The sequence below is a fragment of the Williamsia sp. genome (genome assembly GCF_036566845.1).
Taxonomy (GTDB): domain Bacteria; phylum Actinomycetota; class Actinomycetes; order Mycobacteriales; family Mycobacteriaceae; genus Williamsia.
Genome location: NZ_DATCVM010000028.1, coordinates 15,289 through 32,719 on the forward strand (window position 1 = coordinate 15,289; position 17,431 = coordinate 32,719).

A 17,431-nucleotide genomic window follows, 5' to 3' on the forward strand; every position below is an offset into this window, starting at 1 on the left:
TGGATATCCGACTAGATTGGATCAGGACTTGATGCGGACCATCGCTTCTTGTGCAAACGAGGCGACCAGCGCGCCGTCCTCGGTGAGGATGTCGCCGCGGCCGAAGGTCCGGGCGTGCGCGACCAGTGGGCTGTGCTGGCGGAGCAACAACCACTCGTCGGTGCGGAAGGGACGGTGGAACCAGATGGTGTGCGAGGTGACCGCGGAGACAAATGCGGTGCCGTTGCCGGTCTGGCTGTAGCCCTCCAGCGGCAGCAGAGCCGTGCCGATGATGGTCAGATCGGTGGCGTAGGCCGCCAGCGCGGGTGCGAGTGCGGCGTCCACGGTGGGTGTGCGCATCCAGAACTCGAACTCGGGAGCCGAGACGCCAGTGGAGTTGAGGTCGCCTGCGGTCCGGATCTCCCACGGGATGAGGTTGAAGTCGACCGTGTGGTCGGCCGACAGGAGCGGCGACGGGGAACCGATCTCCTGGAGTTCGGGGCCGTCCTCGGAGGTGTGCATCGAGACCGCCGCCGAGGCGATGACGCCGTGTGCCTGATATGCGGTGATCAGCAGACTCGCAAAGGTGCGTCCCTCTTGCTGCCTGACCACTCGGTAGGTCACGGGCTCGTCCGCACGTCCTTCTTTGCTGAAGACCGAGTGGATCGACTTGATCGACTTGTCCGGAGACGTGGCGAGTGAGGCCGCGATGAACTGGCCGAGGATCTGGCCGCCGAACAAACGGTGGTATTCGAGATTCTGGTTCTGCCCTTCGAATACCGCGGCGGTGGTTCCGGGGTCCTGCTCGGGTGTGTCGGAACTGGTGTCTGGGGTCAGCTCTCGTAGTTCGAGACAGCTGAGAAGGTCATTCCACATATCGGCCATCTACCGATTGTAAGCAGAATTCTTAAAGAGGAGAACAGCATTCTCGCAATTAGGAAGCGGAGAATCCCTTGGCGCAGAACTGCCAGACTTCTTCTGCGGTGATCGGCTGAATGGTGGCGTCGTCGGTCGAGGCGCTTGATTGCGCGATGAACATCACTGTCTGCATCGTCATCGCGGCAGTCCGTTTGGGATTCGCGTCAGGACGCAGCTGGCCGGCCTCCTGGGCGAGTTCCATCAGTTCTGTGAACAGCGCCAACTGCGGTGCGTGGGCGATCTTGACCTCGGCGGGGTGCGTCAGCAACAACTGGGGTGCGAAGTCGTTGAAGAGCGGTCGTTTGGCGTCGGGGTCGGGACGGCAGAGCTCAAAGAGCAGCTCTACGGCCACTCGCAGGCGTTCCATGGGATCGGTGGGTCCGGCCGCCGCCGCGCGGATCTGGTCGGCGGATCGGCCGAGGGCATCCTCGAAGAGCGCGAGCAGCAGTTCATGCTTGCCGTCGAACTGTAGATAGAAGCTCCGCAGCGACTGTCGTGACCGGTCCACCACTTCCTGGACGGTGAACTCCGTCGTGCCCTTTTCTGTGATGATCGCCTGTGCGGCGTCCAGAAACTTCTGTACGCGCTGTTCAGCGCGAAGCTTGGCTGTCTTGATGGAGCGCTCGACCGCGCGCTGCTTCCAGGCGGGTTCTTCGCTGGGACTGGTCACGATCGGATCGTTTCTCGGCCTTTGTCGGACGATGGTCCGCGGCGAAGTGTGAAGAACATGGCTGGCACTCTACCGGACCTGGGGCCGAAAAAGTGGCCTGGGGACTATCTCGTGGACACTTCTGAGATTCACACTGACAATATGCGAGAATGATATTCTCGCGATGTCGCGGAAATGCGACGTGGAAGGAGGCATGCCGACATGCTGTTGGAGTTCGATTCGGACCAACGCCTATGGCGCGACACCATCCGCGACGTGGTCGCGAAGGAGTGTTCACCCGCATTCATACGCAGCGTCGTCGACGAAGGGGTCGACCCCGGGCCGCTGTGGAAGCTGTACAACAAACTCGGATGGACAGAACTGACCGACCGCGCCGACGCCGTCGAACTGGCGATCGTGCTCGAGGAACTCGGCCGGTCGACCGATCCCACGCCCTACCTTGCGACCATGACCCACTTCGCACCCCTCGTACCCGGATTCCAACTCGACGGTGCGGCCGGAACCGCGGTGTTCTCCGGCGTCAACGCCCGGCGCGACGGCTCCGGTTGGATCCTCGACGGCACGGCCAAGCACATCCTGGACGGCGATCGCGCTGATCGGATCGCGGTGGTCACCTCCGCCGGAACGTTTGTGGTCCGAGCTGATCAGGTCTCGGCCACCCGAACCCAGGTGTTCGATCCCGCGCTGCACATCGCCGAGGTGTCGTTCTCCGGTGTCCGGGCCGATGCCGCTGACCGCGCCGACGTCGACGTGTCCTTGGCGATGCCGGTGGCGTTGACCGGGCTCGCGCTCACGACAGTTGGTGCCTGCCAGCGGATCCTCGACATGGTGCTCGAGCACGTGAAGTCCCGTCAGCAGTTCGGCGTCCAAATCGGATCGTTCCAGGCGGTCAAACACAAGGCCGCCGACATGCACGTAGCCATCGAACGTGCCCGTGCCCTGTCCTACTACGCCGCGTTGACAATTGCGGCCGGCGACGACCGGACCTGCGCGGTGGCGGCGTCGATGGCCAAGGCGTCGGCCGGTGAGTGTCAGTCCCTGGTCTTCCGCCACGGTTTGCAATTGCACGGCGCAATGGGATTCACGTGGGAGAACGATCTGCAGTTCGCGCTCAAACGGGCGAAGTCCGGCGAACTGTTACTGGGCGGCGCCGCGGAGCACCGTGCCCGCATCTTCGAGGAGCGACATGCAGTTGACATTTGATCCCGAGTTGGAGGCTTTTCGCCAGGAGTTCATCGCGTTCCTCGACGAACACGTGCCCGCGGAGGCCGACACCGCCGAGCGGTCGCATTCGAGTGCGGACATGCCCGAATGGGCGCGTCGATGGCAGCGTGTGCAGTTCGATCACGGATGGCTGTTGCCGGGAAACCCTCCGGAATTCGGTGGCCGGAACGCAACGATCCTGCAGCAGTACGTACATCTGCGGGAGCTGTCGCGGCGGCGGATCTACCACAGCTTCAATCCCCAGGGTCTCGGGATCATCGCGGCATCGATCCTGTCGTTCGGGACCGATGAACAGAAAAATCATTGGGCGGCAAGGATTCTGCGGGGTGAGATCACTGCTGCACTCGGCATGAGTGAACCGGGTGCCGGTTCGGACCTGGCTTCGCTGCGCACGCGTGCCGTCCGCGACGGAGACCACTTCGTTGTCAACGGCCAGAAGATCTGGACGTCCGGTGCGCACCATGCCGACGTGCTCCTGGCCTTTGTCCGAACAGATCCTGATGTGCCCAAGCACAAGGGGATCAGCGTTCTGCTGATCCCGACGGACCTGCCGGGCGTCACGCGGCGTCCGTTCGCATCGGTCTGCCGAGCGGATGACACCGACTTCAATGAGGTCTTCTTCGACGACGTGCGCGTGCCGGCGGAGAATCTGGTGGGTCCGCTGAACGGCGGTTGGGGTGTTGCTTCCGGCTCCCTGGGCCATGAACGCAATCTGCTGTGGATGGGCTTCGCCGATCGGCTGCAGGATCTCATCGGAGATTTCGAGCCGAACACACCACTGGACCGCGACCGATATGCCACCCTGCTCATGGACGCCAAGGCGTTGAGCCTGTTGGGTTCGGCGGCACTGGCCCGCACTGCTCGTGGTGAGGAGGACGTCGCGGCGTTGTCGGTGTTGAAAGTGCTCGGGTCCGAAGCGGTGCAGGCCGCGTCGGAGGTCGCGCTGAACGCCGCCGGGGTCGACGGTCTTATCCATCCCGCGGTCAGCGCGCCCCACATGCCGTTGAACAACGATGATTTCAGTGGGAGCTGGTTCGACCGCTATGCCCGGAGCTTTGCCGGAACCATCGCCGGTGGTACGTCCGAAGTGCAGCGCAACATCATTGCCGAGCGCGTGCTCGGGCTACCGAGGGGGTAAGGCCAGTGACGTACATCGAATATTCGGTCGCCGATAAGATCGCAACCATCACGCTCAATCGTCCTGAGCGGGCAAATGCCCAAAACGGCGCTCTGCTCGACGAACTGGATGCAGCCTGGATGCGGGCTGCCGGTGACCCGGACGTCGTTGTCATCGTTCTGCGTGCCGAGGGCAAGCACTTCTCGGCCGGTCACGACCTCAAGAGCGGGGAACCGGTCCCTGACAAGATCACCCTGGAATTGATCTATCAGAACGAAAGCCGCCGCTACCTGGAGTATTCGTTGCGATGGCGCAACATCCCCAAACCGTCGATCGCGGCGGTCCAGGGGCGCTGTATCTCCGGTGGTCTGTTGCTTTGCTGGCCTTGCGATCTGATCGTTGCAGCGGACGACGCCCAGTTCTCGGACCCGGTGGTGCTGATGGGTATCGGTGGCGTCGAATATCACGGTCACACATGGGAACTCGGTCCGCGTAAGGCCAAGGAGATCTTGTTCACCGGTCGCCCAGTCACCGCGGTGGAGGCGGAGCAGGTGGGAATGGTGAACAAGGTGGTGCCCCGTGCCGAGCTCGACGTCGAGACGACAAAGCTCGCGCAGCACATCGCCTCGATGCCTCCCTTCGGCCTGCGTCAGGCAAAGCGGGCCGTCAACCAGACGCTGGACGTACAAGGCTTTTACGCCGCGATCCAGTCTGTGTTCGACGTCCACCAGACCGGGCATGGAAATGCGTTGAGTGTCAGTGGTTATCCGGTTCTGGCCCGACTCGATGAAATGAAGTCGAAGATCACTTGAGAGCGTGAGGCTCGCAGTCGGCCGGAGGGCTGACGAGTCCCAAAGATGCTGGTAAACCGATTTCTCCGAATCCCTCAAGGACACTCGGAGAGTGTCGTACGATCTTTCCGAGAATGCAATTATCAGTCTCAGTCGTCGTCGCGGATGAGTGGGGGCACAAGCGAAATCGCGCGCCCGCTCATCGGCCGGAGACTTCAGTTTCACTTCAGTGGCGGAATACTCTGTCCACGAGAAAGGATTCACCCATGCGTAATTCGATCCTCCGTAGGGCTCTCACCGCCGGCGCCTGCGCTGCTGTTCTGGTCGGACTCGTTGCCGGCTGTAGCGACGACAGCGACGACAACTCGTCGACGTCTGCTGCGGCCACCTCGTCGGCCGCTGCCACCACCTCGAGTGAGGCTGCCGCCGCCACCGCGGACGCCGCAACCACCGAGGCGATCACCACCGCGTACGAGACCTTCTTCAACGGGGCAGCTCCGGTCGAGGAGCGTACGGCGTACATCGAGAACCCCGCGGTCTTCGGCCCGGTGCTGCAGGGCATGAGCACAAACCCGCAGGCCGCGGGCACCACTGCATCCGTCCAGTCGGTCACCCTCGACGCACCCGACAAGGCAACCGTTGTCTGGGACCTGGAACTGGGCGGCAATCCCGTGCTCCCCGGCCAGAGCGGTGAGGCCGTGCTGGTCGACGGCACGTGGGTCGTTGCGGGCGTGACCTTCTGCACCGTCCTGGCCGTGCAGGGCTCCGGCGAAGCGATTCCGGGCTGCTGATCTCGTACAATCAGAAACAACACACGGGCCGGTGCTCCCTCGGGGAGTGCCGGCCCTGTGCGTATGCGCTCGCAACACCGGGCGGGCAAACAGGTCAGGGCCTGTTCCCCCGTGGTGGGGGGCAGGCCCTGATCTCTCGGTGAAAAGTAGTGCTGTTCAGTATGTTCAGATGCGCTGGGCGGTCACAGGTCGACCAGCCGCGGAGCCGAACCCTGTTGTCGAATGATGGCGCCGGCTTCCCGTGTCAGCTCGCGGGCACTCCCGAAGAGTCCGTCGAGAACATGCGCTCGTTTGATGTGGCGCTGCAGGTCGTGTTCTTCGGTGAAGCCGATACCGCCCAGGATCTGCTGGCAATGCTTGGCAGCGGTCAGAGCAGCCTGTCCGGCAGCAGCTTTCGCGAGTATCGAACCCAATTCGTCCGCATTTGATGGTCGATCTCCGCTGCGCTGCGTCTCGGCCATCCGGAGGGTCGCCTCTGCGCCCTCGATCGCGACGTAGGTCTCGGCGAGCTTGTGCCGAATCGCCTGGAAACCCGCCACCGGCTTCCCGAACTGGGTGCGACTCAACGCGTGTTCGCGTGCCAGCGACAACATTGTTCGGCTGGTGCCGATGAGCCACCATCCGATTGCCCGCTGTGCTGCGGCGAGCGTGGCCGTGGGTAGTGGAGTCCCACTGCAGGATCCGACCACTTCCAGGGGCAACTCTGGATCAAGTGTTGCTCCGGAGGCCTCGCTCTTCCGATGCCAGACGACCCAGGAACCACCGGCGAAGGGCAGCGGGATGTATGCCCCGACAACGTCGTTTATCACCGAGGCGTGCGCGCCGGTTTCCCCGAGAAGCCGAAACACGATGGGCACAGCGATCTCCGGAATCTCGGCGAGCATCTCGGTCCATCCGAGTTGGACAAGGGCCGCGTCGAGCGCAGGCCCGGATGACCCGGTCATTGCCTTGCGGAATGTCTCTGTGAGTAAAAGGAGTTCGTCGTCGTCCATGTTCACTCCTTCCCGAGATCGAGCAGTCGTCGCGCGATGATGTTGCGTTGGATCTCCGCGGTGCCGCCGTAGATGGTGGCAGCGCGCGAATAGAGGTATTCGATCCGCCATTCCGATTCAGAGAGCTCAATCGCTCCCGGCAACAGATCGCGTGCGGTGTTGAACAGTTGTTGCTCGGCGGTGGCCAGCAGCACCTTGTCCACGGACGTCTCGGGTCCCAGTTGGGCTCCCTCGGCCAGACGCTGTTGCGTCATCCTGGAACGGCAACGAATGGTGTGCAGTGCCAGATACGCCGCACCGAGTTCGGCGTCGTCTGCGGCCGTGGTGATCGGTGCCGACTCGGTGAGCAACCGGTCGAGACGGGTGAACAGGTAGGCGATGCGATGCCAGAAACAGGTCGACCGCTCGTGGGGGAGCAGATCCATCGCCACACCCCAGCCATCGCCGGGTTTACCGAGCATCCGGTCGGCAGGAACCACAACGTTGTCGAAGTAGACCTCGGCGAACTCATCGACACCGTGCATGGTCCTCAGTGGCCGAACGGTGATCCCCGGGGTGTCCATGTCGACAAAGAATGCGGTGATTCCATTGTGTCCTGGACCGGTCCGGGTCAACAGGACGCAGCGAGAAGCGTACTGGGCCAGGCTGGTCCACACCTTCTGTCCCGAGATGACCCAGTTGTCGCCCTGCTGTACGGCTTTGGTGGTGAGTGACGCCAGATCGCTGCCCGAGCCGGGCTCTGAGAATCCTTGGCACCATTGCTCGCGGCCGCTGAGCATCAGCGGGACCATCTCCGCGGCGAGTTCCGGTGTCGCGTACGACATCATCGTCGGTACGAGGACTTCGATCATCGAATAGAGGCCCGGTTCGGCGAGATCGCGGATCGCGACTTCTTCGCCGAGCACAGCCCGCAACTCGGCGGGTCCGCCCAGTCCACCGACCTCTTCGGGCCATCCGTAACGCATCCACCCGGCATCGAAAAGGGCTCGACGCACCCGATTCAACTGCTCGACCTGACCATCCAGAGAATGGTCGGGTCCAGGAGTCAGATCATTGGCGTCGAGCCACTCACGAACAGCCGAGCGGAAGTCCGCCGTGTTCATGCCCCCGAGCGTTCGAATGCGTGGGGGATACCCGAATCGTGTTCGCCGCTGCGGCGGATGAACGTCATCTTGCGGGTACGGATACGCCACCCGGCCTCGGTCCGCGCATAGGTGTCGTTGTAGTAGCCGATGCGCATGTCGTGCGTCGCGTCGTGGACGAAACACAGTGGCTGCGTGCCGGTTCCGGTGTCACCGTCGATCTCGAGCAGTGGCAGACCGGTCATGAACAGACCCTTGGGTGCCGCTGCTACGAGTTCAGGGAACTGGTCGAGCCCGAACTCGTCGCCGAATGCGCTGTAGGTCCCGTCCGGGGTGAAGACCGCGACGACACCTTCGACGTCGTTCTTGGTCATGTTCACCGCGTAGCGGGCCAACAACTGCTGGAGTTCCAGCAGATCGTCATTTGTTGACATAAACTTTTCCGCCTTTCATGACGAACCGCACGTCTTGCGTGACGGTGATGTCTTCCAAGGGATCTCCGGGCAGACCGACGATGTCGGCCAGTAGCCCTTCGACGAGTCGGCCGCGGTCGGTGACGTTGATCAGGTCTGCGGCGACGGTGGTGGCCGCGCGCAGGACTGCCAGCGGGGGCAGTCCGCGGTCGACCAGGGCGACGAGCTCGTCCGCGTTCTTGCCGTGCGGAATTGCCGGTGCATCGGTTCCGACCGCGATCTTGACACCGGCGTCGTACGCCTTCTTGACCGCGATGCGGGCCTTGGGGAACATCTCCGCGGCCTTCTCTTTCAGCTCGTCCGGAGCGTGAGAGATGTCCATACCGTCGATCAGCCGGGTTGTCGGCACGAGGAAGGTGTCGTTGTCGATCATCATCTGGATCGCCTCGTCATCGACGAGGAAACCGTGCTCGATGCAATCGATGCCGGCCTTGATGGCCTGCTTGACCGCCTCGGCGCCGTGGGTGTGCGAAGCCACCCGCAAACCGCGCCGATGAGCCTCGTCGACGATGGCAACCAGCTCGTCGAACGAATAGTGCTGGGCCCCGGCTGTTCCCGTGTGGGACATGACCCCACCGGAGACGCACACCTTGATCAGCTGTGCGCCGTGCTTGATCTGGTACCGGACGGCCTTCTGGACCTCTGCCACACCGTTGGCGATGCCTTCTTCGATGGTCAGATCCAGGACGCCGGGCATGAAGGCCGCGAACATCGTGGGGTCGAGATGACCGCCGGTGGGGGTGATGGCGTGGCCGGCCGGGATGACCCGGGGACCGTCGACCCAACCGGCGTCGATTGCCTTGCCGAGTGCAACGTCCAGGAGATATCCGCCGGTCTTGACGAAGAGACCGAGGTTGCGGACGGTGGTGAAGCCCGCACGCAGCGTGCGGCGGGCATTGCCCACCGCACGCAACATTCGTATCGGCGGATCATCCTGGACCATTGAGGCGACCGGCTTTTCGCCGCGACCGCCCATGAGCAGATTGACCTCCATGTCCATGAAACCGGGGACGAGGATGAGGTCACCGAGGTCGATGACCTCGCCTTCTGGAGAACCGCCCACGCCGACTATGTGCTCACCGTCGACCCGGATGATCCCGGGCCGGACGATTTCGCCGGAGTCGATGTCGAGCAATCCCGCCGCTACGAGTGTCTGCATGTCAGAACGCCGGCTGCCGCACGGTTTCAACCCATGCCGCACCGCTGTCGAGCACGCGGGGCTGCTTCCAGACCTCGATCGGGAACGAGACCATGATGACCGACTGCATCAGGTACATCAGTGCCCGCTCCGGATCCGGCAGGTCGTACAGGTCGAAGTTGTCGAGATGGTCCAGTGCGGCGTCCATTTTTTCCATACCGGCGTCGTAGAACACCTGCATGTCGTCCATGCTCGTCTCGAGGCGCTTGGCGTAACGCTCCTCTTCGGTGGCCAGGATCCAGTCCGAGAACTTCTCGAGATCGGCGAAATCAGCTGGTAGCTGCGGCATTTTTGTGCTCCCTTACTTCATCTTTGACCACCTTGTGGAGGTGGCGGAGGAGGATTTCCTGGTCACAGAGCGGGAACTCGCTGACCGTCTTGGTTGCGAGCATCGTCTGCGTTGCTTCGAGGGTGTTGGCGTCCTGGAACGCGTACTCCTTGAACGTGACTGCGGCGAGTTCCTGCGCAAGCCGTTCGCGGCAGGTCTTGGCCGGGACGAAGTACAGGTTGGCCTCGAAGACGTGCTGGTTCACCGCGGTGGGCCAGTAGTGGTACGTGAGGTACCAGCCCGGCGCCCAGAACAGCAGCGACATGTTCGGGAAGAACTCGAACTCGTCGACGCCCCAAGGCTTTGCACCGGCGGGGTTGATGCCTGCCGGCAATGGGTCGAGACCTTCGATGTCGGGGCGATCCCAGGGGCCGAAGAGGCCGCTGCGGAGCTTCCGCTCGATGGGCTTGACCATGCTCTCGTCCTTGGGCGGCGACATGCCTCCCCAGCTGGAGATCATCGAGTGCGGGGTGTCGAGGTCATAGTGCAGGGCCTCGAAGCCGAAGTGCAGAAGCTTCTCGGCTTCTTCCTTGGTGGCCTGCTTCTGGTGCAGCACCGGTGCGTGGTAGAACTCGGCGAACGCGTCGATGAACAGCTTCCAGTTGCTGTTGATCGTCGACTTGTAGCTGTAGACCTCGGTCATCTCACCGAACGGGTAGCCTTCGACACCCTTGGCGAAGCGGCCCAGGTAGTCGGTCAGTGGCCCGGCGTTGTCATCCATGTTGACCCAGATGAAGCCTTCCCAGACCTCACAGCGCACGGAGACAAGTCCGTACTGGTTCTTGTCGAGGTCGAAGAACTCGCCTTCCTGCTGCACGTACGTCAGGTCGCCTTCGAGGCTGTAGCGCCAGGCGTGGTACTTGCAGGTGAACTGGCGGCAGGTACCCGAGGTTTCTTCGTTCGGGTAGTCGTTCCAGACCAGCTTGTTTCCGCGGTGGCGGCACACGTTGTGGAATGCGCGAACTTCGAGGTTGGAATCGCGAACGATGATCAGCGAGGTGCCGAGTGCGGCGATCTCACGGGTGAAGAAGTTCCCCTTCTTGGGGATGGTCTCAACGCGTCCGATGTTGACCCACTTCTTCTTGAAGATGGCGTCGATCTCGGCCTGGTAGAACTCGGGATCGGTGGAGTCGGAGTAATCGACCGGCTCGGTACCGAGCTCCGGCCAATGCTCCGTCCAGCTGCCTGCAGCTGGTTTCTTGAAGTGGGCCATTGATTTACCTTTCCTTTTCAAGCTGGACGTCAAAAGTATTGATTGCCATTGCGAGCATTCGATAGGAACCGACCGTGAAGACCAGGTCCATCCGCTGCTTTTCGTCGAGGTGGTCGGACAATGCCGCCCAGGTCTCGTCCGAGATTCGAGATTCCCTGTTTAATTCATCGACTGAGCGCAGGGCGGCGCTGTCGAAGTCATTGAGTCCCTTGCCGAGCAGGGCGGCGGAGATCTCCTCATCCGTCAACCCTGCCTCCTTACCGAGTTCGGCGTGATGGTTGGCCTCGTACTCGCAGTTCGACAGGGTCGAGATCCGCAGGATCATGAGCTCGCGGAGCCGGGCCGGCAGGGTCGAGTTGAACAAGATGTACACGTTGAATCCGAGGTACGCCTGAGTCAGGGCCGGGTGACGTACCAGGGTCGCCAGGATCGTTCCGGCATTCTCCGGGTTCCTCCGCCATCTCGGCAGCATCCCCTTAAGGGCAGTGTCGACGGTCTCGTCCCATTGGTCCGCGGGTAACGGGGGCAGACGCATCCACCACCTCCTCTCGTTCGGTAGGAGAATCGCATTCTCACTTTCGAACACCTAGATTTCCATGAAGTCCCCGGTTAGTCAATCCTGCGGGGAAATTTGTCGATCGCGCGTCTTCGTCGTCCATGCTGTGCTGATCCGGCGACGGGCGGGGCCCTTGACTTGGATGTGCAGATGCGAATGTCCGATGTGGAGTCGCCCCACCTGCCGAAACACGTCCGGGCCGGCAGTTGAAGATGCCCCCGGTGTCCGATTTGCCGATGGTCACAGTTCCGGTACGGTGTGATCTGCGTCCTACAAAATCTTGATTCTTCAAATGGGAGAAGCTAGTTTCCTACTAGCGAAAGCGCAACGGCCCGCGACGTGGTGTCGATCCGTCGGGGGCAGGGTCCACAAACCCGTCTCGGATCGCTACATCCGCAGGCGGAACGCACGCACTCGAGAGGAAACAATGTGAGACCACAACGCATGGTGATCGCCCTGATGGCGGCCACGTTGCTTGTTGCCGGCTGTGGCCGGGACGGCAGCGACACGGGCTCGGAAGAAGGCGGCGGTGGCGGCGGCACGACTGCAGCGGCCAGCGCTTCGGCCGACTTCGGTGATCTGTCGGACGTCTGCCAGTCGGGCTCCCCGAAAGGCGCTCCCGCGCAAGGTGTCACAGACTCGCAGATCCAGGTGGGGGTCTTCTCAGATGTCGGTTTCACCAAGAACTCGGAGTTCGTGGACGCGGCCAAGGTCTTCACCTCGTGGTGTAACGAACTCGGCGGTATCAACGGACGCGAGCTCGTAGCCAACACCCGTGATAGCAAGCTCATGGAGGTTCGCCAGCAGATGATCGCCGCGTGCCGAGAAGACTTCGCTCTGGTCGGCGGCGGTGCCGCGCTGGACGGACTAGGCGTCAAAGAGCGTCTGAACTGCACGCTTCCGAGCTTCCCGGCCCAGATCGCACAGGCCCAGTCCGCCGGTGCCGAACTCGAGATCGCGGCAGACCCCAGCCTGACCGTCGGCTACGACCCCTACTACGGCTTCCGGAGCTGGCTCCTCAATGAGGCCTACCCCGATTCCAAGGGTGCGGTCGGCATCATCAACGGTGATTCACCCGTGACAAAGGTCCTGGGCGAACAGGCTGTCGAATCGACCACCGCGGCCGGTGGCACGTTCGTCTACAACGACCTGTATCCGGCGATGGGTGTCTCGGACTGGACCCCCTACGCGCAGGCGATGAAGAGCAAGGGCGTCAAGGGCCTGATCTACTATGGCGACTTCAAACAGCTCGCAAAGCTCGAAAGTGTGCTCACCAGTATCGATTACAAGCTCGACTGGATCGACACCAACAACAACGCATACGGCGGCCAGTTCATCGAGTTGGCCGGTACCTCGGCCGCCGAACAGAACAACTACCTCGACCTCGGTGGCAATGCGCCGATCACCAGCGACGTTCCGGCGATGGAGCAGCTCAACGAGTTGTGGGAGAAGTACTCGCCCGATACCGAGATGACCCTGCCGGCGATCCGTGCGTTCTCGTCGTGGCTGTTGTTCGCGAAGTCGGCCGCAGCCTGTGGCGACGACCTCACCCGGGCCTGCCTCGTGGAAAAGGCAAAGAGCGAAACCGCCTGGACTGCAGGTGGATTGCATGCGCCTAACAACATGCTCGCACCGGTTCCGCCGAACGGCTGTTTCAACGTCGAGAAGTCGACCGCCGACGGCTGGGAGTCTGTCGACATCGGTGCGACCGACGGAGAATTCTACCGCTGCGCGCAGCCGTACAAGTACACCAAGGACTATGGGACCCCGCTGACCCTGGCCGATGTCGGCAAGAGCATGAGTGATGTGAAGTAATGGATCAATTCCTCACCTTCGGAATCGTTGGTCTGACGACCGCTGCGATCTACGCAGTGATCGGCAGCGGCCTGGTACTCACGTACACGACCACCGGCGTCTTCAACTTCGCGCACGGCGCGGCCGGCATGTTCGCCGCCTTCACATACTGGCAGCTCTCCATCGGATGGGGTGTGCCCGTATGGCTCTCGCTGATCATCATTCTCGGTGTCCTGGCACCGGGGTTCGCGCTCCTTGTCGAATTGGCGATGCGACCGGTCCAACGATTGGGTGAGGCCGAGAAGATGGTGATGACGATCGCTCTGTTGAGCGCTCTCATCGCCGTTGCACGGTGGATCTGGGATCCGAACGACGCCAAGTCGATTCCCCGGTTCTTCGCCGAAAGGTCTCCGATCCACATCGGTTCCGCCACCATCACCTGGCATCAGGCAGTGACGATGGCGGTGGCAATTGCAGTGGCAATCGGCTTACGGGTGTTGATGTTCAACACCCGTATCGGAACCGAGATGCGGGCAACCGTCGACGACCGGGGACTGGTCGGCCTCACCGGAGCAAATCCGGTGCGGGCCAACCGCGTGGCCTGGATCCTCGGAACCGAACTCGCCGCGATCGGCGGCATCTTGATCGCTTCGATGGTGGCCCTCGATGCCATGCAGCTGTCGCTGCTCATCATCAGCGCCTACGCCGCAGCCATCTTCGGCCGACTCAAGAGCCTGCCGATGACGTTTGTCGGCGCGATCGTGGTCGGCTGCATGGAGGCGTACCTGGCGGGATACCTGCCGCAGAACGCGTACCTCCCGGGTCTGCGCCTGGCAGCGCCTGCGATCTTGTTGCTGCTCGCACTCCTCCTGTTCCCGCACGGCCGGCTACGTGGCCGCGACCGTCGACTCACCAGGGTTCCGCTACCCACAGTTCGCGGCACCCTGATCTTCGGTGCGGTGATCGTCGTGTTCGCGGTGGTGCTGACCACCGTTCTGGGTGAAGGCGATCTGATCAGCTTCGGGTTGATCTTCCCGATGAGTATCATCGCGCTCTCGTTTGTCCCCCTGGCGGGCTTCGCCGGCCAGATCTCGTTGTGTCAGTTGACGATGGCCGGGATCGGTGCGGCCGCCTGCGCCTACTTCGGTGGAAGCGGGCAGTGGTGGGCACTGATCGCCGCGGTGGTGGTCTCGGCAATCGCGGGTGCACTCGTCGCGATTCCGGCGCTGCGGCTATCGGGTGTCTATCTGGCGCTCGGAACCGCCGCGTTCGCGGTCATCATGGATCGCTGGATATTCACGCTGCCGGAGTTCAATCTCTTCGGGGCGGACATCTCGATCTTCGACCAGGGATCGGTGGAGCTGGTGGGACCGAATCTGTTCGGGTTCCATTTCGACACCACGGCGAGAGTCACGATTCTCTCGGCGGTGTTCCTCGCCCTGGCGACACTGATGGTGGCACTGGTTCGCCGTAGTCGCTTCGGACGCAGGCTCATCGCCCAGCGTGACAGCGAGGCGGCCTATGCCACGCTCGGTGGCAACCTCCTGATGGCCAAGGTCGCAGTGTTCGCACTCGGTGCCGGTATCGCCGGACTCGGCGGAGCGCTGTACGGAATGCAATTGCAGTCGGTCACCGCCGATCAGTTCAATTTTGTTGCAGGACTGCCGCTGTTCCTGATTGCGGTCATCGCCGGACTCGGCTCGGTCGGAGCCGGCTTCTTCACCGGATTCATGTTGGCTGGCCCGTTTGTTGCTGTGGTCATGATCTGGCCGGACTCCGCCGACCTGGTGCAGGTGATCCCTGGCCTGCTCGGAATCGCCTTCGCCGGTGGCATCATCAGTTCGGGTGCCATCCCGCAGATGCGCAAGGAGTGGGATCCGGTTTTCGCTGACCGCATTGGGGTATCAGCATTCCTGAGCTGGTTCGTGTTGCTCTGGGCACTGCGCCTGGCCGATGTGATCGACGGTTGGATGTTCTTCTTCGGCATCGTCGCCGGAGTGGTGGCACTGCGGGTGTGGGTGGCCGTCAAGCCGAAGCCCACAATCGATCCGGACGACATCGATTCGCAGAATTCGGACACATCGGGCCCGAATGGGGCCATCGTGGAATCAGACATCCCGGTCGAGTGGTGGGGTATCAAACGCCCTTGGCGCGCCGAGGACGAGGAGGTGTTGGACCATGCCGTTGCAACTCGAGGTTAGTGGCGTGACGGTGGCCTTTGGTGGCCATCGGGCGCTCGAGGACGTTGCGCTGTCCGCCGAGGCCGGGAAGATCACCGGCTTGATCGGCCCCAACGGCGCCGGAAAGAGCACGCTGTTCGACGTCGTCACCGGATTGCGCAAGCCGGTGTCGGGCACGGTGATCATGGACGGCCATGACGTCACCCGGGAAGGACCCTCGAAACGGGCCCGGCGCGGCCTGGCCCGCACCTTCCAGCGACTGGAATTGTTCGGTCGCTTGAGCGTTCGGGACAACCTGCTGGTCGCCGCCGAACTCGGTCCGCACCGCCGGAACTCGGCGGAAGTGGTGGACGAGATCATCGAGCGACTCGACCTCGGCGATATCGCCGACGAGAGTTCCGACGAATTGCCCACGGGTATAGGTCGTTTGGTGGAGGTGGCGCGCGCCCTCGCCGTCAAACCGAGCTTGCTGCTGCTCGACGAACCTGCGGCCGGTCAGGATCCCGAGGAGACGGAGCGTTTCGCGCTCCTCCTTCGCACCATCGCTGACCGCGGTGCAGCGATCCTGCTGGTCGAACACGACATGGAACTGGTCATGGAGGTCTGTGACCAGGTGTTCGTGCTCGACCTCGGCAGGATCATCGCATCCGGCCCGCCCGACGTCATCCGCAAGGACGAAAAGGTTCTGGCGGCATACCTGGGGACGGAAGCATGACTCCTTTGTTGGAATTGAAGGACGTCCGTGCGGCGTATGACGCGATCACGGTGCTCCACGGCATCGATCTGAGTGTCTCCGCCGGGCAAGTTGTCGCGCTGCTCGGCCCCAACGGTGCCGGCAAGACCACAACGCTGAACGTGGCGGCCGGAAACCATCCCGTCAAGTCGGGTCAACTCTGGCTCGGTGGACGGGACGCCACCGGAATGGCATTGGGAGACGTCGCCCGTTCGGGCGTGTGCCTGATCCCGGAAGGCCGCGGGGTCTTCCCGAACCTGACGGTTCGCGAGAACCTCCAGATGATGACGTTCACCGGGCGTTCGCGTGAGGAGATCGAGGAGATCGCATTCAGGCGATTCCCGATTCTCGGAAAGCGCGCATCGCAGACCGCCGGGACCATGTCCGGCGGTGAGCAGCAGATGTTGGCCCTGACCCGGGGTCTGGCAACCGATCCCGCGGTTTTGCTGCTCGACGAATTGTCGATGGGGCTCGCGCCCCTGATCGTCGCCGAGCTCTACGAGCAGGTGGCCGAGATCGCCCGGCAGGGCGTCGCGGTCCTGGTTGTCGAGCAGTTTGCGGCGGCCGTTCTCGACTATGCAGACCATGCCGCGGTACTCGTCCGTGGCCGGGTCGAACACCAGGGTCGTCCCGACGACGAATTCAAGAAAGAACTGGCAGCCCTCTACCTAGGAAGTTCATCATGACCGCACCCGAATCTCGCGCCGATCGCTTCACCCGTGAGTTGTCCGAGCTGAAGATCCCCGATCCGTCGGCCGGCCGGTCGCAGCTCTGGCTGCGCATCGGTCTGGCACTGATGGTGGTGGGCCCGGTGCTCGCGATCATCGCCTACTTCATGTCACACGGCACCTCGAATCCGCTGGAGCAGCGCGATGCGATCGTGATCGCACTCATCGGCATTTCGCTGGCTGTCGTAGGATCGGCAGTGTTCCTGCGCTATTCGCTCACCGACTTCCTGCGATTCTGGTTGGCGCGGCAGGCATTTGACTTCAGCAACCTGTCGGAACAATTGTCCCCCAACGATAAACTTCTCGTCGAAAAGGATATTCACGATGACACAGCAAAGCACGCCGTTGCGCCCCGGTGACCAGCTGGCAAGTACCACCTGCGCCACTCGCGTCGTGATCGTCAAGGCTCCGAGTGACGGTGCCGCGGTTGTGAGCTGCGGCGGCAGCCCGATGGTTCCGGCGGCCACAGCCGAAAAGATAGCGGGTGACGGTGCCGCTCCTGCAACACTTCTCGGAAAGCGCTATGTTGATGCGGAGGGCTCCATCGAGCTGCTCTGCACATCGGCGGGCACCGGAACATTGAGCATCAATGGTGTGGAGCTGAGTATCAAGAGCCCCAAGCCGCTGCCGGCGTCAGACTGATCGGGTACTGGGCACGCCAAAC

19 protein-coding genes are annotated in these 17,431 nt (G+C 62.6%); 10 read left to right on the plus strand and 9 right to left on the minus strand.

Annotation, left to right across the window (positions count from 1 at the left end; all coding sequences use genetic code 11):
• Window positions 1-21 precede the first annotated feature (21 nt).
• Complete coding sequence (locus VIQ49_RS01650) at window positions 22-864, minus strand: acyl-CoA thioesterase (protein ID WP_331880155.1); 843 nt, start codon at window positions 862-864, stop codon at window positions 22-24.
• 49 nt (window positions 865-913) lie between these two features.
• On the minus strand, window positions 914-1,567 hold the full coding sequence (locus VIQ49_RS01655) for a TetR/AcrR family transcriptional regulator (protein WP_331880156.1): 654 nt from the start codon (window positions 1,565-1,567) through the stop codon (window positions 914-916).
• Between the two features lie 201 nt (window positions 1,568-1,768).
• Here VIQ49_RS01655 and VIQ49_RS01660 point away from each other — a divergent pair, with 201 nt between their 5' ends.
• The 4 genes from VIQ49_RS01660 (at window position 1,769) to VIQ49_RS01675 (ending at window position 5,490) form a co-directional block, all read left to right on the plus strand.
• Window positions 1,769-2,770, plus strand: coding sequence for an acyl-CoA dehydrogenase family protein (locus VIQ49_RS01660; RefSeq protein ID WP_331880158.1), 1,002 nt, complete (start codon window positions 1,769-1,771; stop codon window positions 2,768-2,770).
• Entirely contained in the window at window positions 2,754-3,929 is a 1,176-nt protein-coding gene (locus tag VIQ49_RS01665; RefSeq protein ID WP_331880159.1) for an acyl-CoA dehydrogenase family protein, read from the plus strand. The genes VIQ49_RS01660 and VIQ49_RS01665 overlap by 17 nt, the downstream gene beginning before the upstream one ends.
• Before the next feature lie 5 nt (window positions 3,930-3,934).
• Window positions 3,935-4,720 (plus strand): enoyl-CoA hydratase, encoded by a 786-nt coding sequence (locus tag VIQ49_RS01670; RefSeq protein ID WP_331880161.1) that lies wholly within the window; start codon window positions 3,935-3,937, stop codon window positions 4,718-4,720.
• A gap of 245 nt (window positions 4,721-4,965) precedes the next feature.
• Window positions 4,966-5,490, plus strand: coding sequence for a hypothetical protein (locus VIQ49_RS01675; protein WP_331880162.1), 525 nt, complete (start codon window positions 4,966-4,968; stop codon window positions 5,488-5,490).
• Between the two features lie 182 nt (window positions 5,491-5,672).
• Here the strand turns inward: VIQ49_RS01675 and VIQ49_RS01680 are convergent, their stop codons facing one another.
• From VIQ49_RS01680 to VIQ49_RS01710, 7 genes are read right to left on the minus strand one after another with little or no spacing between them, the layout of a single operon-like run.
• Window positions 5,673-6,482: an acyl-CoA dehydrogenase family protein gene (locus tag VIQ49_RS01680; RefSeq protein ID WP_331880163.1), complete on the minus strand. Its 810-nt coding sequence runs from the start codon at window positions 6,480-6,482 to the stop codon at window positions 5,673-5,675.
• A 2-nt stretch (window positions 6,483-6,484) separates the two neighbouring features.
• On the minus strand, window positions 6,485-7,585 hold the full coding sequence (locus tag VIQ49_RS01685; RefSeq protein ID WP_331880165.1) for an acyl-CoA dehydrogenase family protein: 1,101 nt from the start codon (window positions 7,583-7,585) through the stop codon (window positions 6,485-6,487).
• On the minus strand, window positions 7,582-7,998 hold the full coding sequence (locus VIQ49_RS01690) for a nuclear transport factor 2 family protein (RefSeq protein ID WP_331880167.1): 417 nt from the start codon (window positions 7,996-7,998) through the stop codon (window positions 7,582-7,584). The genes VIQ49_RS01685 and VIQ49_RS01690 overlap by 4 nt, the downstream gene beginning before the upstream one ends.
• Window positions 7,985-9,196: an amidohydrolase family protein gene (locus VIQ49_RS01695; RefSeq protein ID WP_331880169.1), complete on the minus strand. Its 1,212-nt coding sequence runs from the start codon at window positions 9,194-9,196 to the stop codon at window positions 7,985-7,987. Before VIQ49_RS01695 ends, VIQ49_RS01690 begins: the two co-directional genes overlap by 14 nt.
• Window position 9,197: 1 nt before the next feature.
• Window positions 9,198-9,524: a hypothetical protein gene (locus VIQ49_RS01700; RefSeq protein WP_331880170.1), complete on the minus strand. Its 327-nt coding sequence runs from the start codon at window positions 9,522-9,524 to the stop codon at window positions 9,198-9,200.
• Entirely contained in the window at window positions 9,505-10,776 is a 1,272-nt protein-coding gene (locus tag VIQ49_RS01705; RefSeq protein WP_331880171.1) for an aromatic ring-hydroxylating dioxygenase subunit alpha, read from the minus strand. The genes VIQ49_RS01700 and VIQ49_RS01705 overlap by 20 nt, the downstream gene beginning before the upstream one ends.
• A gap of 4 nt (window positions 10,777-10,780) precedes the next feature.
• Window positions 10,781-11,311: a carboxymuconolactone decarboxylase family protein gene (locus tag VIQ49_RS01710; protein WP_331880172.1), complete on the minus strand. Its 531-nt coding sequence runs from the start codon at window positions 11,309-11,311 to the stop codon at window positions 10,781-10,783.
• Window positions 11,312-11,776: 465 nt separating this feature from the next.
• Between VIQ49_RS01710 and VIQ49_RS01715 the strand changes: the two genes are divergently transcribed.
• The 6 genes from VIQ49_RS01715 to VIQ49_RS01740 are packed head-to-tail and all read left to right on the plus strand — an operon-like array spanning window position 11,777 to window position 17,409.
• Window positions 11,777-13,147: an ABC transporter substrate-binding protein gene (locus VIQ49_RS01715; protein WP_331880249.1), complete on the plus strand. Its 1,371-nt coding sequence runs from the start codon at window positions 11,777-11,779 to the stop codon at window positions 13,145-13,147.
• Entirely contained in the window at window positions 13,147-15,327 is a 2,181-nt protein-coding gene (locus tag VIQ49_RS01720) for an ABC transporter permease (protein WP_331880174.1), read from the plus strand. Before VIQ49_RS01715 ends, VIQ49_RS01720 begins: the two co-directional genes overlap by 1 nt.
• A complete protein-coding gene (locus tag VIQ49_RS01725) occupies window positions 15,305-16,021 on the plus strand; it encodes an ABC transporter ATP-binding protein (RefSeq protein WP_331880176.1) in 717 nt (238 codons plus the stop codon). Before VIQ49_RS01720 ends, VIQ49_RS01725 begins: the two co-directional genes overlap by 23 nt.
• The gene (locus VIQ49_RS01730; RefSeq protein WP_331880178.1) at window positions 16,018-16,725 is read left to right on the plus strand and encodes an ABC transporter ATP-binding protein; all 708 of its coding nucleotides are present in this window, start codon (window positions 16,018-16,020) and stop codon (window positions 16,723-16,725) included. Before VIQ49_RS01725 ends, VIQ49_RS01730 begins: the two co-directional genes overlap by 4 nt.
• Entirely contained in the window at window positions 16,722-17,126 is a 405-nt protein-coding gene (locus tag VIQ49_RS01735) for a hypothetical protein (RefSeq protein WP_331880180.1), read from the plus strand. The genes VIQ49_RS01730 and VIQ49_RS01735 overlap by 4 nt, the downstream gene beginning before the upstream one ends.
• A complete protein-coding gene (locus VIQ49_RS01740) occupies window positions 17,092-17,409 on the plus strand; it encodes a hypothetical protein (protein WP_331880181.1) in 318 nt (105 codons plus the stop codon). The genes VIQ49_RS01735 and VIQ49_RS01740 overlap by 35 nt, the downstream gene beginning before the upstream one ends.
• The last annotated feature ends 22 nt before the right edge of the window (window positions 17,410-17,431 follow it).

Coding starts and splice junctions, on each gene's coding strand:
- VIQ49_RS01700 (WP_331880170.1), bottom strand. CDS start 9,524: ATGCCGCAGCTACCAGCTGATTTCGCCGATCTCGAGAAGTTCTCGGAC.
- VIQ49_RS01695 (WP_331880169.1), bottom strand. CDS start 9,196: ATGCAGACACTCGTAGCGGCGGGATTGCTCGACATCGACTCCGGCGAA.
- VIQ49_RS01715 (WP_331880249.1), top strand. CDS start 11,777: ATGGTGATCGCCCTGATGGCGGCCACGTTGCTTGTTGCCGGCTGTGGC.
- VIQ49_RS01690 (WP_331880167.1), bottom strand. CDS start 7,998: ATGTCAACAAATGACGATCTGCTGGAACTCCAGCAGTTGTTGGCCCGC.
- VIQ49_RS01710 (WP_331880172.1), bottom strand. CDS start 11,311: ATGCGTCTGCCCCCGTTACCCGCGGACCAATGGGACGAGACCGTCGAC.
- VIQ49_RS01680 (WP_331880163.1), bottom strand. CDS start 6,482: ATGGACGACGACGAACTCCTTTTACTCACAGAGACATTCCGCAAGGCA.
- VIQ49_RS01685 (WP_331880165.1), bottom strand. CDS start 7,585: ATGAACACGGCGGACTTCCGCTCGGCTGTTCGTGAGTGGCTCGACGCC.
- VIQ49_RS01740 (WP_331880181.1), top strand. CDS start 17,092: ATGACACAGCAAAGCACGCCGTTGCGCCCCGGTGACCAGCTGGCAAGT.
- VIQ49_RS01720 (WP_331880174.1), top strand. CDS start 13,147: ATGGATCAATTCCTCACCTTCGGAATCGTTGGTCTGACGACCGCTGCG.
- VIQ49_RS01730 (WP_331880178.1), top strand. CDS start 16,018: ATGACTCCTTTGTTGGAATTGAAGGACGTCCGTGCGGCGTATGACGCG.
- VIQ49_RS01665 (WP_331880159.1), top strand. CDS start 2,754: ATGCAGTTGACATTTGATCCCGAGTTGGAGGCTTTTCGCCAGGAGTTC.
- VIQ49_RS01675 (WP_331880162.1), top strand. CDS start 4,966: ATGCGTAATTCGATCCTCCGTAGGGCTCTCACCGCCGGCGCCTGCGCT.
- VIQ49_RS01725 (WP_331880176.1), top strand. CDS start 15,305: ATGCCGTTGCAACTCGAGGTTAGTGGCGTGACGGTGGCCTTTGGTGGC.
- VIQ49_RS01705 (WP_331880171.1), bottom strand. CDS start 10,776: ATGGCCCACTTCAAGAAACCAGCTGCAGGCAGCTGGACGGAGCATTGG.
- VIQ49_RS01660 (WP_331880158.1), top strand. CDS start 1,769: ATGCTGTTGGAGTTCGATTCGGACCAACGCCTATGGCGCGACACCATC.
- VIQ49_RS01735 (WP_331880180.1), top strand. CDS start 16,722: ATGACCGCACCCGAATCTCGCGCCGATCGCTTCACCCGTGAGTTGTCC.
- VIQ49_RS01650 (WP_331880155.1), bottom strand. CDS start 864: ATGGCCGATATGTGGAATGACCTTCTCAGCTGTCTCGAACTACGAGAG.